This window comes from Eikenella corrodens (genome assembly GCF_900187105.1).
In the GTDB taxonomy this organism is placed as follows: domain Bacteria; phylum Pseudomonadota; class Gammaproteobacteria; order Burkholderiales; family Neisseriaceae; genus Eikenella; species Eikenella corrodens.
On record NZ_LT906482.1, the window covers coordinates 1,972,313 to 1,986,063 of the forward strand.

Here is a 13,751-nt window from a genome sequence, read left to right on the forward strand (position 1 = left end):
GCTTTACCATGTTGCTACAGAATCTCAAACAACCTTGCCAATAATACATCCTGCAGTACCAGGCGCGTTTCGGGTTGTAGCAGCAGCCGCGCGAGCGGCAAATCAAGCTCTACACCTGAAACGGTTTGACGCAGGCTGGATAAAGTCTTCATGCGATTCTTTTGTTCAAATATGTCCGCCATATCGGGTTTGATGTGGAAATGCCAAAACGGCTCGGTCTTCATATGGTAAAGCGGCATATCGAATTTTTCCTGATGGTAGTCATTCGCTACCCACAGCTGCCATTGTTTCCGAAACACCATCTGCCATTCAATTAACAATCCGTCAGAAAATTTAATCTGCTCTGTTCTCAAGCTACCTGATGCATATAGAAGACACAGGCTGTACAGCAAAATAAATTTGTGCGGTGACTGATTTTGCGCATAAGTAAAACTGGTATGCAACCCTCGGAGTTGTTCTGCATATTTCAACAAGACCGGTAAATCTATCATACCGAGCCCTCCTGCAAACCCCGAACTACCTCTGATGCATCCCAATCCAAAGCCCGACAGTATTCGATAAATTCAAATATATCCATCCGTCTGTCACCTGTTTCCACTTTTCCTACGAACGAATGCACCACATCCATCCGTTCCGCCAACGCACGTTGTGACAACCCCAAATCCAGGCGTCGCCGGATAAGGAGCTGTCGCAATTTCGTATGTTCCTTGGAATGAACCGACAGCCGGATGTTCTTCATTGCACCGATTTTAGGTACAATCATGGATGCACCTGTTTTCGGTGCAAATGAGAAAATGTATGAAGGTTATCCCCATAAATACAGCTGATCCGTTTGAGGCTATACGCCAAAATATCACTGAAGAATATTTGAGCGAAACACAGCACTACCCTTGGATTGTTACCTTTTCAGGCGGCAAGGACAGTACCCTTGTCGCCCATTTGGTGTTTGACATGCTGCTTTCGCTGCCGCCGATGCTTCGGATGCGGCAGGTATTTTTCGTGTCCAACGACACGCTGGTGGAAAGTCCGCTGGTGGTGAAACACATGCGCCAATCTTTGGCAGAAATCCTGCGCGCCGCTGAAATTTTCAGGCTGCCCGTTAGCGGCGAAATTACCGTGCCGAAATTGCAGGACACCTTTTGGACTCTACTCATAGGCAAAGGCTACCCCACGCCTAACCGCTCAATGCGCTGGTGTACCGATCGCCTGAAAATTCAGCCTACTAGCGGCTACATCCTGCAAAAAGTAAACGAAAATGGCAAAGCCATCATCGTGCTGGGTGTGCGTAAAGACGAATCCGTCACCCGAAAGGCCAGTATCGAAAACCACCAAAACTTGGAAAACAGCAACCTGACTCCGCACAGCGATCTGAAAAATGCGTTGGTGTACCGACCAATTGCCGATTTGAGTACCGACGACGTGTGGGAATTCCTTGCTGCCAACGACCCGCCCTGGGGCGGCACGCACAACGGTTTAATCAAGCTCTACCGCGAAGCCGCCGGCGGCGAATGCCCGATTGTGCTGTCGCAGGAAGAAGCCCCCGGTTGCGGCACCAATTCCAGCCGCTTCGGCTGCTGGACGTGCACGGTGGTCAATAAGGACAAAAGCCTGCAAGGTTTTGTGGATGCGGGGAAAACTGAATTCACACCGTTAATCGAATACCGCGACTGGCTGGTGGACATCCGCAACAAACCCGAATACCGCCAGGCCGAACGGCGCAACGGAAAACTCACGTTCAAAGGCGGAAAACACATCCCCGGCCCGTTCACCATCACGGCGCGGCAGGAAATGCTGGCGAAGCTGCTGGACGTGCAGGCTGCTTTCGGCGAAGAACTGATTTCGCAGGAAGAAATCGACCTAATCAAGCAGATTTGGACGGAAGATATTTTGAAACAAGGAGACAGACGATGAACCCGGAAACCAAAGCACAAATTGCCGACCTGCTGCTGTGGCGCGACCCCGACGCGCGCTATTTGCTGGAAGCGGCCGCCAAAAAACACAATATCAAAATAGAAGCGGCGGCGGAACTTCTTGCTTGGGCGCGCCAGGTGCGGCGCAAGGGTGACAAATACGGCGGCATGAAGCAGAAGCTGGACAAAATCTTCGAACAACAGGATTTATGGGGGAAATAAGGTGTATATCAAACGGATAAAACTGAAAAATTTCAAATCCTACGCCGAAGCCGAATTTGAATTTCCCCCGCCAGAAAAAGGGCGAAACCTGATTTTGGTCGGGGCGGAAAACGGGCACGGCAAAACCACGCTGCTGGAAGCGATTTACCTGTGCCTGTACGACAAAGACGCGATTGCCAATTTCCAACGCGCCGGACTGGGTGACAGCAAATTCAAATACCATGACTTCATCAGCCAGTCGCTGTACAAGGAGGCCGCCACCCAAATGGCCAGATCCTACGAAATGGTGCTGGAAATGGATTTAATGAAAACCGGCGCATTCGACGAACAGGGCATCCGCATCGTCCGCAAATGGCATTTCGACCATCACGGCCGTTATCGGGAAGAACATAACGAACTGATGCTGTATTCGTCCGACAAAGGCAGCCTGCAACCCGTTTCGGGCGAAGAAATCCAAGATTATTTAGAAGATTACGGCCTGCCGTCCGAATATTCCACGTTTTTCTTTTTTGACGGGGAACAGCTAGTCAATATCGCCAAACAGTTCGGCGCAGGCGGCTGGATGAGCGGTGCGCTGAACAAACTTTTAGGCATCGACCTGCTTAAAGCCTTGCAGGCAGACGTGAAGAAATACGGGCAGGAACTATACAGCGAAAAGGCGGGTGGCCGGCAGAAAGAGCAGCTTGCCGAAGCCGAACGCCGTTTTCAGACGGCCTCCGAAGAATTGGCGCGCCACACCGAAACCCTGCAACAGTGGCAGCGGCAGAAGCAGGAAGCTGAAGCCAGGCAGGACAATTTGCAGACGCGGTTGCGGGGCGCGGGCAGCACGCAGCATTCCAAAGAGCTGATTGCCCAAATCGAACAGTGTGAAGCCGAAACCGCCCGACTGAACCAAAGCATTCAGGCAGCCTTGTTGGCCTTGCCGCTTGCCCTGCTACCTGAAAGCGATATCGCCGCCCTGAAAACGCAGCTTCACGGTGATTACCGCCGCCTGCTGCACGAGCAGGGCAAAGAGCAGAACGCGCACCGGTTGGAAGAATTCTGGCAGGCGTTTTCCACCAATCCCAACACGCTGGAACTACTGACGCCGAAAATCCTGAAAGACGAACTGCTCAAACGTGCTCTGAACGAATCATGGAACGTTCTGTTCGACAAACTGCCGCCAGATGCGTCTGACCCCATGCAGCACAATTACTTGGACGATGCAGGCTTTCAGGCGGCCTCCGACAACATTGCCCGCATCACATCGCCCGACAACGACCTCGGCAGCCTGAACAAAGAGAAAAACCGTCAGGAAACCAAACTGGCCGAGCTGAAACGCCGCTATGAACAGCAGGAAGACAGCCTTGCCGATTCCGACCGTCTGCGCGAAGAATTGGAGCGCGTTCAGAAAGAGCTGGCCGAAGCTAACCAAAAACTCGGTGGTGCGCAAAACAGCATCGAGCGCAGCCAAACCGAAGCCAACCGCTTGAAAACCGACTGGGAAACCCTGCAACAGGCACTGATAGACAGCCTGCCCAAACAGCAAAAAGCCGAACGCGCCGAAGCCGTGTGCCGCATGATAGACGACTTGGCCGTGCAACTGCGCCGCAGCAAACTGGACGCATTTCGTAAAACCGTAAGCAGCCTGCACAAGAAAATCGCCCATGACAAACAAATCGGCGACATCGAAATCGGCGAAGACGGCAGCCTGTCTCTGTACAGCCAAAACGGCACGGCCATCAACTTCCAGCCGCTTTCGCACGGAGAAAAGAAAATACTGGTGCTGACCCTGATTGCCGCGCTGGCCGAAATCACCGACTACCAAGTCCCCTTCGTGGTCGATACCCCGCTCACATCGTTGGACACGCGCCATTGCAACAATCTGGTGCAATACTGGATGAATTTGAACCGCCAAGTGATTATTCTGGTGCAAAGTGCCGAAATCGGATCCGAAGCCTATCAAAAGCTCAACGCACAGGGGCGTATCGGCAAAAGCTACCTTATCCGTTCGCAAAGCCTGCAAGGTGGCGGAAAACGTGCCACCGTTACCCCGCACGCCTATTTTGAATAAAGGGAAACGCCATGTACGAATTGGACGACGACAAAATCTGCAATGACAAATACTGGGTAACGTTGACTGAAAACACCCACATCAAATCCAGCGGCGAAGCGGCCAAAATTCTGAAACGGCTCGAAAGCGACGGCGTGCTGCCTAAAATGCAGAACCATGAATGGGCACGGCTGTGCATCGCCTTCTGCTTTGCCAAAACCAAAAATATCAAAGATTGGGAACAGAAACCCGGCATGGACGGTGGTTTGGAAATCGCATCGTTCAACACCTGCTTTAATCAAAACGGCAAAAAAGGCGAAGAAAAATTTTGGCTAGCCTACATCAGCCAGCGCATGTTTGACGAAGCGCCAGAACGGAAATTCACCAAAAAACACTTGTTTGCCTATATCCAACTGGCGTGGCACAACGGCGCGAAACTGTTGGAAGGGCGTTACCGGAAAGCCTTGGACTACTGCGACGGCAGCATCGTGGAAGCCAAAAAGATATTCTTTGACGAACTGGCCGGCCTGGCGGCGCAACACAGGGGCAGTGGTTCAGACGGTGCTGCCCCGGCCGTTTCAGGCAGTCTGCACTCCCCAAATCCTGTTTCAAACGGCATCGATTTGAGATCCTCTCCCGCCGCCAATCGGGAAATGGGCGAGAAAATCGTTGCCGCATTGCAGGGTATGGGCAAAGGAGTGAAAACCATAACATTTTTGGGACAGGGTGTGCGCTACGATAGCTATCTCATCCAATTTACCGACTATGCCGACTGGGACAAACTATACGACAGATTTTGTTCGGCAATGGGAATTCCCAAAGACAGCAGCACCGTACGCACGGAACAGTATGCGGGACTACCGCACGCCCATGAAATCAAAATACTCCGCCATGAAAATACCTGGCACAAACTGGAAAAGAATGATTTTGAATCGGCACTGAAACAATATCGCGGCGATTTCCTGATACCGTGTTGTATCGGTGCTGATGAGGACGGCAAGGCTGTTTTTGCCGATTTATATGAAGCGCCGCATATATTGGTGGGTGGCACGACGAGGATGGGCAAATCCGTGCTGGTTTCATCCATCATGAAAAGCCTTTTTGAGCTCAACCGTCAGGATAGTTTTGAAGCGGCGATATTTGATCCTGCTGCCAACTATTCCGTATTCAAAACCGCACCCAACCTGTGGCAGAGCGAAATACACGGGGAACGCAGTCGGTTTTTGTCTTTGCTGGAAAACCTTGTAGATGAAATGAACGGGCGGTTGGCACTTTTGCGTGAACACGATGCTGAAAAAATACAGCATCTGCCCGAAGAATATCGGCCAAAACTCCTCATTGTTTTGCTGGAGGAATTGGCGGCCTTGTTGGACACAGACAAAAATGCCGAAAAACCGATTATCCAAATGCTTCAAGAAGGTGCAAAAACCGGCATTCATATGCTTTTAGTAACGCAAGAACCCAATTCGCAAACATTCTCGTCCAAACTACTTGCCAATTTGCCCAGTCGGATTGCATTGCGCGTTGTTAAACCTGGCTCTTCACGCATGATTTTAGGCGAAGGCGGAGCGGAGTATTTAACCAGTAAAGGTGACCACTTAGTCAAATGGAATGGTGGCGCAGCACAGTTTTTACACGGGTATAATGTGTAGTTAAAGAGATATTAAGAGGCTACCTGAAAGCATACAAACTGCTTTTCAGGTAGCCTTTGTTTTGGTTGTGCCAAGGGTTATTTCACCAGCTTCAGGCCTTTGTGTTTGCCGGCGGGTTTGCTGTCTTTGCCGCTGTTTCCCGCTTCGGGTTGGGGCGGGGTGCTGGGTTCGTAGGGTGTGATATCAAAGTTCATGCCTTCGCCGGTTTCGCGGGCATAGATGGCGCCGATGTGGCCGACCGGAATCCAAATCTCGTGCGCCACGCCGCCGAAGCGGGCGGTGAAGTTGACCCAGTCGTTATCGATGTGCAGGCCGGCGCAGGCGGTGGCGCCGATATTGAGGATAATTTGGTTGTCTTTCACAAACTGCATGGGCACGCGGGTATGTTCGTTTACCCATACTTGGATATAGGGAGTGTGGCCTTGGTCGCTGCACCATTCGTGCAAGGCGCGGATGAGGTAGGGTTTAAGGGTGGGATTCATGGGCAAGATTCCTGTGTGGCGAAAGGCTACCTGAAAGCATATCGCTAAAATACTTCACTTCCTACGGCGTTGGATAGCCGCCTAGAATGAAAAATCATGATTTCAGCTAAAAGCCGCTTGTTTAGACAACGCGGAAGCGGTTTCCAAACAAACGGCCTATATGCTTAGCGGCGCATGGCTTTTTCGGCGGCGGTGAGCGCGGCGATAAAGGATTCGCGTTGGAAAATGCGCTCGGCGTATTTCAGGATGGGCGCGGCAGATTTGCCCAGTTTGATGCCGTAGTGGTCGAGTCGCCACAGCAGGGGGGCGATGGCCACGTCGATCATGGAGAAGTCGTCGCCCAGCACGTATTTGTTTTTGGAGAATGCGGGGGCGAGCAGGGTGAGGCCTTGGCTGATGGCTTCGCGCGCTTTGGCCTGCTCTTTGGCTGAGGTGTCGGGGCTTTCAAGTTTTTGCACGTGGCTGAACAGCTCTTTTTCCATCCGGAATAAAACCAGGCGGCCGCGACCGCGCATAACAGGGTCGCCGGGCATGAGCTGCGGGTGTGGGAAGCGTTCGTCGATGTATTCGTTGATGATGTTGGACTCAAACAAGATGAGGTCGCGTTCAACCAATACGGGAACTTGGTTGTAGGGGTTCATCACGGAGAGATCTTCGGGTTTGTTGAAGATGTCTACATCTTTGATTTCGAAATCCATGCCTTTCTCGTATAGCACGAAGCGGCAGCGGTGGCTGAAGGGGCAGGTAATGCCTGAGTATAAAACCATCATAACTGTATTCTCCCTAAACGGTGTCGCCGGCTTGGCAAGACTGCCGGCGTATGCCAGCCGTGTATTATAGCCTGCCGGTGGTTTTATGGCTAGAAAATAGGTGTAACTTAATGATGTTTATATGATTAATTTAAATTTGAGATGGAAGGAGAGGCTACCTGAAAAGCAAGTAATGTTTCAGGTAGCCTTTGTTGCCGGATGCGGTGGGTTAGCGCTGCATCATATCTTCAAATCCGGCATTGTTCCGTTTGGCACAAGCTTGGCGGGCCTGTTCGATTTCTTGCAGTTGGCGGGCATTGTTTGCAATGCTGGCAGAATTAACTATGGTTTGCGGGATGGGCAGGTAGTTGGTTCTGTATTCGCCGCTGAAGCCTTGCAGCGGGAAACCGGTTAGCTGCCGGATGTCGGCAGCAAGCTCCTTCAAGCTGGTTCTGCTGTTGTTACAGTGGAAGTCATGTACCGTGCAATGGCAAGAGGAGACTTCTTGGTTGGTGATATCGTAAGGTATCCTATTTTTCCAGGCAATTTGCGGCACCTGGCCGGCTGTGTGCACGGTACTGCCGCTGCTTGCGTTGTTGTAGATAACCAGTTCCGGGGCACGGCCTTGGATGTCCCATTGCACGGCATTAGAACTACTTAGAATCAGGATGTATGGGGTGTTGCCGGTCGGCATCTGCAGGATGAGGCTGTTATTCCTGTTGCTGCTCTCATTTACACTGACTGCATAGGCCACAGTTCGCGCTGGCAGCTGTCTGGCGGCCACAGCGGCAGGTAGGTCGGAGCTATCCATCTCTTCGATTACCGGGGCAACAGTAAGCTGGAAGCCGGTAGTGTGCCAATTATTGATGAATTCTACTTCGAGCAGGTAGTCGCCAGGCTCGAGCCATACCATTTGGTTTTCACTTGAGTTTTCTGATTCGGCAATGATGTGCCGATTCAGCATCACGCGCATTTTTGCCCAGCTGATGTCTGCTGAAATGCGGTAAGCACCGCGTTGCGGAACATGCAATCGGCCGGCCCAGTAGGCGCCAAAGTCTTCAGACGGAATCTTGAGGAATTGGTCGAAAGGATAGTTGATGGCAATGCTGTTTACCGTTTCGCGGCCAATGACCTGTTTAGGCTGGTTGGTGTTGATATACCAGGCAAAATAGCCTTGCGAAGGCGTAGACTTCTGCGGATTGAAGGTATCTCCCCAGCTATGATCGGCAAGTGGATAGCTGCTGAGCGCAGCAGGCTGCTGTTTGTCGTCTCGAGGTGGTTCGGTTTCCAAGGGCGGGATAGCGGAAATGGATTCCGGTTCTTTTTCTAAGTTAATACCAGAGGTATCGGAGGCGGTAATAGGAGGATTGTTTTCTTGAGCATGCCCGCCGGATGATGCCCGCAGATCAGGAAAGGCAAACCACAAACCCATACCTAGGGCGGCAAAAATCAGAATAGGCAGTAATATCTGTGTAGCCGGAGGTTTTTCGTTTGTTTTCATCGCGCAATTCCTGGGATAAAGGGAATGGGCAGTTGGGGCTGACTGATTCAGTTGAATGGAAAGTAGCCTAAATATCCAGCTCGGCTTTGTCGCCTTCGGCTTCCATCCAGCTGCGGCGCTGGGCAGATTCGCCCTTGCCCATGAGCTTCACAAATACGTTGTGGGTGGGCTCGCTGCTGTGTTCAGGGATATGCACGCGCAGCAGGCGGCGGGTGTCGGGGTGCATGGTGGTGTCTTTGAGCTGGTCGGGATTCATTTCACCCAGGCCTTTGAAGCGGCTGATAGAATATTGGTTTTCGCGCAGGCCTTCTTTGCGCAGTTTTTCCAGGATGCCTTCAAGCTCGGTTTGGTCGAGGGCGTAGAATTTGCGGGCGGTTTTTTTCCTGCCTTGGGCGGCGACGTCCACGCGGAACAGCGGCGGCTGGGCAACGTAGATGTGGCCGCGGCGGATGAGCTCGGGGAAGTGGCGGTAGAAGAGGGTGAGTAGCAGCACTTGGATGTGCGAGCCGTCGACGTCGGCATCGGAGAGGATGGCGATTTTGCCGTAGCGCAGGCCGGAGAGGTCGGGGCTGTCGCCTTCGCCGTGCGGGTCTACGCCGATGGCCACGGAAATATCGTGGATTTCGGTGTTGGCGAAGAGTTGGTCGCGGTGTACTTCGAAGCTGTTGAGCACTTTGCCGCGCAGGGGCAGGATGGCTTGGGTGTTGCGGTCGCGGGCGAGTTTGGCGGAGCCGCCGGCAGAGTCGCCTTCCACCAGGAACAGCTCGTTTTCGCGGATGTCTTCGCTTTCGCAGTCGGTGAGCTTGCCGGGCAGCACGGAAATGCCGCTGCCCTTGCGTTTTTCGATTTTCTTCACCGAACGCATGCGCTCTTGGGCTTGTTTGATGGCGAGCTCGGCAATTTTCTTGCCGGCTTCGAGGTTTTGGTTGAGCCACAGTTCGACGGGGTCGCCGGCGAGGGAGGCCACGAGTTTGAGCGCGTCGCGGTTGGTGAGTTTGTCTTTGGTTTGACCTTGGAATTGCGGGTCGAGCATGCGCACGGAAAGCACGAAGGCGACGCGGTTGAATACGTCGTCGCTTTGGATTTTCACGCCGCGCGGCAAAAGGTTGTGGTGGGTGATGAAGTTGGATACGGCGTTGAACAGGGCTTGTTTGAGCCCGGCTTCGTGGGTGCCGCCGGCGGGGGTGGGGATGAGGTTAACATAGCTTTCGGTGGTGATGCGGCCTTCTTCCAGCCAGGTGAGGGCACAGGATACACCTTCGCCATCGGCAAAATCGCCGTGGTGGCTACCTGAAACGTGGTTTTGCAGCGTAAGCAGGGGCAGGGTGTTTTCTTGCTCGGCCAGCAGGGTTTTCAGGTAGCCTTCCAGGCCGTCGGGGTAGTGCCAGGTTTGGGTTTCGGGCAGGCCGTTGTGCCATCGGGTGAGGGTAACGGTTACGCCGGGCAGTAGCACGGCTTTGGCGCGCAGCAGGCGTTCGATTTCGGCGATGTCGTAGTTGGGGCTTTCGAAGTAGCGGGCATCTGGCCAGATGCGCAGGGTGGTGCCGCTGTCTTTGGCGGGGCATTTGCCGGTTTCGGTCAAAGGCTCAACCACGTCGCCGCCGACAAAGGCGATGCGGTATTCGCACCCTTCGCGGCGCACGGCCACTTCGAGGCGGCGGGAGAGGGCGTTGGTTACGGATACGCCCACGCCGTGCAGGCCGCCGGAGAAGGCATAAGCGCCGTCGCCGCTGGTTTTATTGAATTTGCCGCCGGCATGCAGGCGGGTGAACACCAGCTCGACCACGGGCACGTTTTCTTCGGGATGCAGCCCCACGGGGATGCCGCGCCCGTTGTCGGACACGGAAAGCGAGCCGTCTTCATGGATTTCCACATCGATGCGGCTGGCGAAGCCGCCCAGTGCTTCGTCGGCAGCATTGTCGATGGCTTCCTGGCAGATGTGGGTGGGGCTGTCGGTACGGGTGTACATGCCGGGTCGTTCTTTCACCGGCTCCAGGCCTTTGAGGACTTTGATGCTGCTTTCTGAGTATTGCTTGGTCATGGGTGTGTTCACGTTTCAATTAGGCTTATAGCTGAAGCAATTATTTTTTTCCTACCAGGCGGCGAGCCGCAGACAGTACAGAGTAGTACGGCAAGGCGAGCCAACGCGGTAGGAAGGAATAAGTGCTGCAGCTATATTTTAACATATTGGGATTGGTGCTTTATGGCTATCCAAGCTGTGCCTGGTCTACAAGAAACAGGCTACCTGAAAGTGAGTGGGACAAAATTTCAGGTAGCCTGTGTTGGGAATGGGGTTGGGCTTTAGCCTGCTTCGACATCTTGCTGCAAAGCAGCGAGCAGTTCGGCCTGGCTGCACACGGCGGTGCCGAGTTTGGCCACCACCACACCGGCGGCGGCATTGGCGATGTGCATGGCTTGGCGCAAATCCAGCCCGGCGGCCAGGCCGAGGCCTACGGTGGCGATAACGGTATCACCCGCGCCGGATACGTCAAACACTTCCTGCGCGCGGGTGGGCTGGTGGCTGATGTGGTTGGGCTCATACAGGCTCATGCCTTCTTCGCTGCGGGTGAGCAGGATGGCGTTTAATTGCAGGTGGCGGCGCAGGGCTTCGGCTTTTTCAGTGAGATCGGCTTCATTTTCCCACGAGCCGACCACTTGGCGCAGTTCGTTGCGGTTGGGGGTGATTAGGCTGGCACCGGCATATTTTTCGTAGTCGTCGCCTTTGGGATCGATCAGCACGGGTTTATTGTGATCGCGGGCGAAATCAATCATATCGGCTACCTGAAACAGGCAGCCTTTGCGGTAGTCGGAAAGGATAACCGCATCGTAGTCCGGTAGCAGGCTGCGGAAACGGCGGTTGAGCCGATCCAGCACGTCTTGGCTGGGCTTCTCTTCAAAATCAATGCGCAAAAGCTGCTGGTTACGCGACAGCACACGCAGTTTGACGGTGGTGTCGATGGTTTCATCGCGTTCTAAAAAGGTTTGTACGCCATTGCTTTGAACGATTTTTTCCAGTTCGTTGGCAGCCTCGTCTTGGCCAACCACCGACAACAGGGCTGTCTGCCCACCCAGGGCCGCGATGTTGCGCGCCACGTTGCCGGCGCCGCCGGCACGCTGATCTATACGTTCGATTTTGGCCACAGGCACAGGGGCTTCGGGGGAAATACGCTCCACTTCGCCAAACCAGTAGCGGTCGAGCATGGTGTCACCCACCACCAGCACACGGGCGGATTGTAGGAGCGAAATTAGGTTGGCAGGCAATGTTGGCATAATGGCTAACCTCTTAATGAATGGGGTGGGCAGGCTACCTGAAAATCATGATCTATGTTGGGCAGGCTGCAAAATGAACTCAGCAGCGGCCTGCACGTGGATTTCCGTGGTGTCGAACAGCGGCGCGGCAGTATCTTCGGGGCGCACTAGCAGGCCGATTTCGGTGCAGCCGAGGATGATGCCTTGTGCGCCTTGGGCAGCCAGCCGTTCGATGGCTTGCACATAGAAACGGCGGCTGTTTTCGGTAAAGTTGCCCACGCAGAGCTCTTCGAAAATGATGCGGTGGATTTCGGCCTGCACGCATTCATCCGGCACGATGGCTTGGATGCCGCGTGCGGCCAGACCCTCGCGGTAGAACGCGTCCTGCATGGTAAAGCGTGTGCCGAGCAGGCCGACGGTGCGGATGCCTTGTGCGCGGATGCGTTCGGCCACGCTGTCTAAAATATGCAGAAAGGGCACGCCGATGACGGCCTGTATCGGGGCGGCAACTTTGTGCATGGTGTTGGTGGCCAGAAGGACGGCGTCTGCGCCGGCCTGCTCCAGAGTACGGGCGGCTTGGGCAAGGATTTCGCCGGCTTTGTGCCAATCGCCGCGCTGCTGGCAATCCACGATTTCTTGAAATTCAACGCTGGCGAGCAGGATGGGCGCGCTGTGGTTGCCGCCTTTTTGCCGGTTGATGAGGCGGTTGATTTGAGTGTAGTAGGCGGCGGTACTTTCGGGCGACATGCCGCCGATGATGCCGAGTGTGTTCATGCGGTCTTTCTTTCGGATGGGTTTCAGGTAGCCTGTGGGCAGTACGGGCTACCTGAAAATGCAATCCGGCAGCGTTAAAACTTATTCGCCCATCGCGGCCAGGAGTTCGGCCTGGTGTTCGGCAATCAGGGCGTTGGTGATTTCTTCCATATCGCCGTCCATCACGAAGTCGAGCTTATGCAGGGTGAGGTTGATGCGGTGGTCGGTAACGCGGCCTTGCGGGTAGTTGTAGGTGCGGATGCGTTCGCTGCGGTCGCCGCTGCCGATGAGGGATTTGCGTTCGGCGGCTTCTTTGGCCTGGGCTTCGCGCTTTTGTTTGTCGTTCAGGCGGGCGGCGAGCACCTTCATGGCTTGGGCTTTGTTGGCGTGCTGGCTGCGGCCGTCTTGGCATTCCACCACCATGCCGGTGGGCAGGTGGGTGATGCGGATGGCGGAGTCGGTTTTGTTGATGTGTTGGCCGCCGGCGCCGGATGCGCGGAAGGTGTCGATGCGCAGTTCGGCGGGGTTGAGCTGGATTTCTTCGAGCTCGTCGGCTTCGGGCATCACGGCCACGGTGCAGGCGGAGGTGTGGATGCGGCCTTGGCTTTCGGTGGCGGGCACGCGCTGCACACGGTGACCGCCACTTTCAAATTTGAGTCGGCCGTAGGCACCGATGCCGGCGATGCGGGCGATGACTTCTTTGTAGCCGCCCAAATCGCTTTCGTTGGCGGAAACGATTTCGACCTGCCAGCGGTTGCGCTCGGCATAGCGGGTGTACATGCGCAGCAAATCGGCGGCAAACAGGGCGGCTTCATCGCCGCCGGTGCCAGCACGGACTTCAAGGAAGATATTTTTGCCGTCGTCTTCGTCTTTGGGCAACAGGAGTTTTTGCAGCTCGGTGTCCAGCGTTTCGATTTTGGCTTTGGCGGCCTCGATTTCTTCGGCGGCGAAGTCTTTCATTTCGGGGTCGGCAAGCATGTCTTCAGCGTCGGCAAGGTCGCTTTCGGCTTGGCGGTATTGGCGGTAGGCTTCTACCACGGGGGTGAGCTCGGCATGCTCTTGGTTGAGCTGGCGGAAGCGGTTGATGTCGACAGTGGCCTCGGGGGTGCTGAGCAGGGCGGTTACTTCTTCGAGCCGCTCGGAGAGGGATTGGAGTTTGTCTAGAACGGAGGGTTTCATGTGGGCTCTTTCAAACAATTTT

General features: G+C 54.5%; 13 protein-coding genes. 4 read left to right on the forward strand and 9 right to left on the reverse strand.

Annotated elements, in window-relative coordinates; genetic code table 11:
* Positions 1-14: 14 nt before the first annotated feature.
* Both CKV94_RS09955 and CKV94_RS09960 read right to left on the reverse strand, forming a co-directional pair.
* Positions 15-491 carry a hypothetical protein gene (locus tag CKV94_RS09955; protein WP_003822245.1) on the reverse strand — a complete coding sequence of 159 codons (477 nt, stop codon included), beginning with the start codon at positions 489-491 and terminating at the stop codon, positions 15-17.
* Positions 488-739: a helix-turn-helix domain-containing protein gene (locus tag CKV94_RS09960; protein ID WP_035580209.1), complete on the reverse strand. Its 252-nt coding sequence runs from the start codon at positions 737-739 to the stop codon at positions 488-490. Before CKV94_RS09960 ends, CKV94_RS09955 begins: the two co-directional genes overlap by 4 nt.
* A 59-nt stretch (positions 740-798) precedes the next feature.
* Here CKV94_RS09960 and dndC point away from each other — a divergent pair, with 59 nt between their 5' ends.
* Genes dndC through CKV94_RS09980 form a run of 4 tightly spaced genes read left to right on the forward strand, consistent with a single transcriptional unit; the run spans position 799 to position 5,816 of the window.
* Complete coding sequence (gene dndC, locus CKV94_RS09965) at positions 799-1,911, forward strand: DNA phosphorothioation system sulfurtransferase DndC (protein WP_035580212.1); 1,113 nt, start codon at positions 799-801, stop codon at positions 1,909-1,911.
* Positions 1,908-2,132 (forward strand): DNA modification system-associated small protein, encoded by a 225-nt coding sequence (locus tag CKV94_RS09970; protein ID WP_003822248.1) that lies wholly within the window; start codon positions 1,908-1,910, stop codon positions 2,130-2,132. The genes dndC and CKV94_RS09970 overlap by 4 nt, the downstream gene beginning before the upstream one ends.
* Before the next feature lies 1 nt (position 2,133).
* Positions 2,134-4,185, forward strand: a complete 2,052-nt coding sequence (locus CKV94_RS09975) for an AAA family ATPase (protein ID WP_003822250.1) — start codon at positions 2,134-2,136, stop codon at positions 4,183-4,185.
* Positions 4,186-4,196: 11 nt separating this feature from the next.
* Positions 4,197-5,816 (forward strand): FtsK/SpoIIIE domain-containing protein, encoded by a 1,620-nt coding sequence (locus CKV94_RS09980; RefSeq protein WP_003822251.1) that lies wholly within the window; start codon positions 4,197-4,199, stop codon positions 5,814-5,816.
* A gap of 77 nt (positions 5,817-5,893) precedes the next feature.
* On the opposite strand, the gene CKV94_RS09985 is transcribed toward CKV94_RS09980, so the two are convergent.
* The 7 genes from CKV94_RS09985 to prfA form a co-directional block, all read right to left on the reverse strand.
* Positions 5,894-6,298: a ClpXP protease specificity-enhancing factor gene (locus tag CKV94_RS09985; protein WP_003822254.1), complete on the reverse strand. Its 405-nt coding sequence runs from the start codon at positions 6,296-6,298 to the stop codon at positions 5,894-5,896.
* Positions 6,299-6,462: 164 nt separating this feature from the next.
* Positions 6,463-7,068, reverse strand: coding sequence for a glutathione S-transferase N-terminal domain-containing protein (locus tag CKV94_RS09990; protein ID WP_003822255.1), 606 nt, complete (start codon positions 7,066-7,068; stop codon positions 6,463-6,465).
* A 208-nt stretch (positions 7,069-7,276) separates the two neighbouring features.
* Positions 7,277-8,548 carry a hypothetical protein gene (locus CKV94_RS09995; RefSeq protein WP_003822257.1) on the reverse strand — a complete coding sequence of 424 codons (1,272 nt, stop codon included), beginning with the start codon at positions 8,546-8,548 and terminating at the stop codon, positions 7,277-7,279.
* 67 nt (positions 8,549-8,615) lie between these two features.
* Entirely contained in the window at positions 8,616-10,589 is a 1,974-nt protein-coding gene (locus tag CKV94_RS10000) for a DNA topoisomerase IV subunit B (protein ID WP_003822259.1), read from the reverse strand.
* Positions 10,590-10,849: 260 nt separating this feature from the next.
* Complete coding sequence (gene rfaE1, locus CKV94_RS10005) at positions 10,850-11,818, reverse strand: D-glycero-beta-D-manno-heptose-7-phosphate kinase (protein ID WP_003822262.1); 969 nt, start codon at positions 11,816-11,818, stop codon at positions 10,850-10,852.
* A gap of 45 nt (positions 11,819-11,863) precedes the next feature.
* The gene (locus tag CKV94_RS10010; protein WP_003822263.1) at positions 11,864-12,571 is read right to left on the reverse strand and encodes an aspartate/glutamate racemase family protein; all 708 of its coding nucleotides are present in this window, start codon (positions 12,569-12,571) and stop codon (positions 11,864-11,866) included.
* Positions 12,572-12,652: 81 nt separating this feature from the next.
* Complete coding sequence (gene prfA, locus CKV94_RS10015; RefSeq protein ID WP_003822264.1) at positions 12,653-13,729, reverse strand: peptide chain release factor 1; 1,077 nt, start codon at positions 13,727-13,729, stop codon at positions 12,653-12,655.
* Positions 13,730-13,751: the final 22 nt, after the last annotated feature.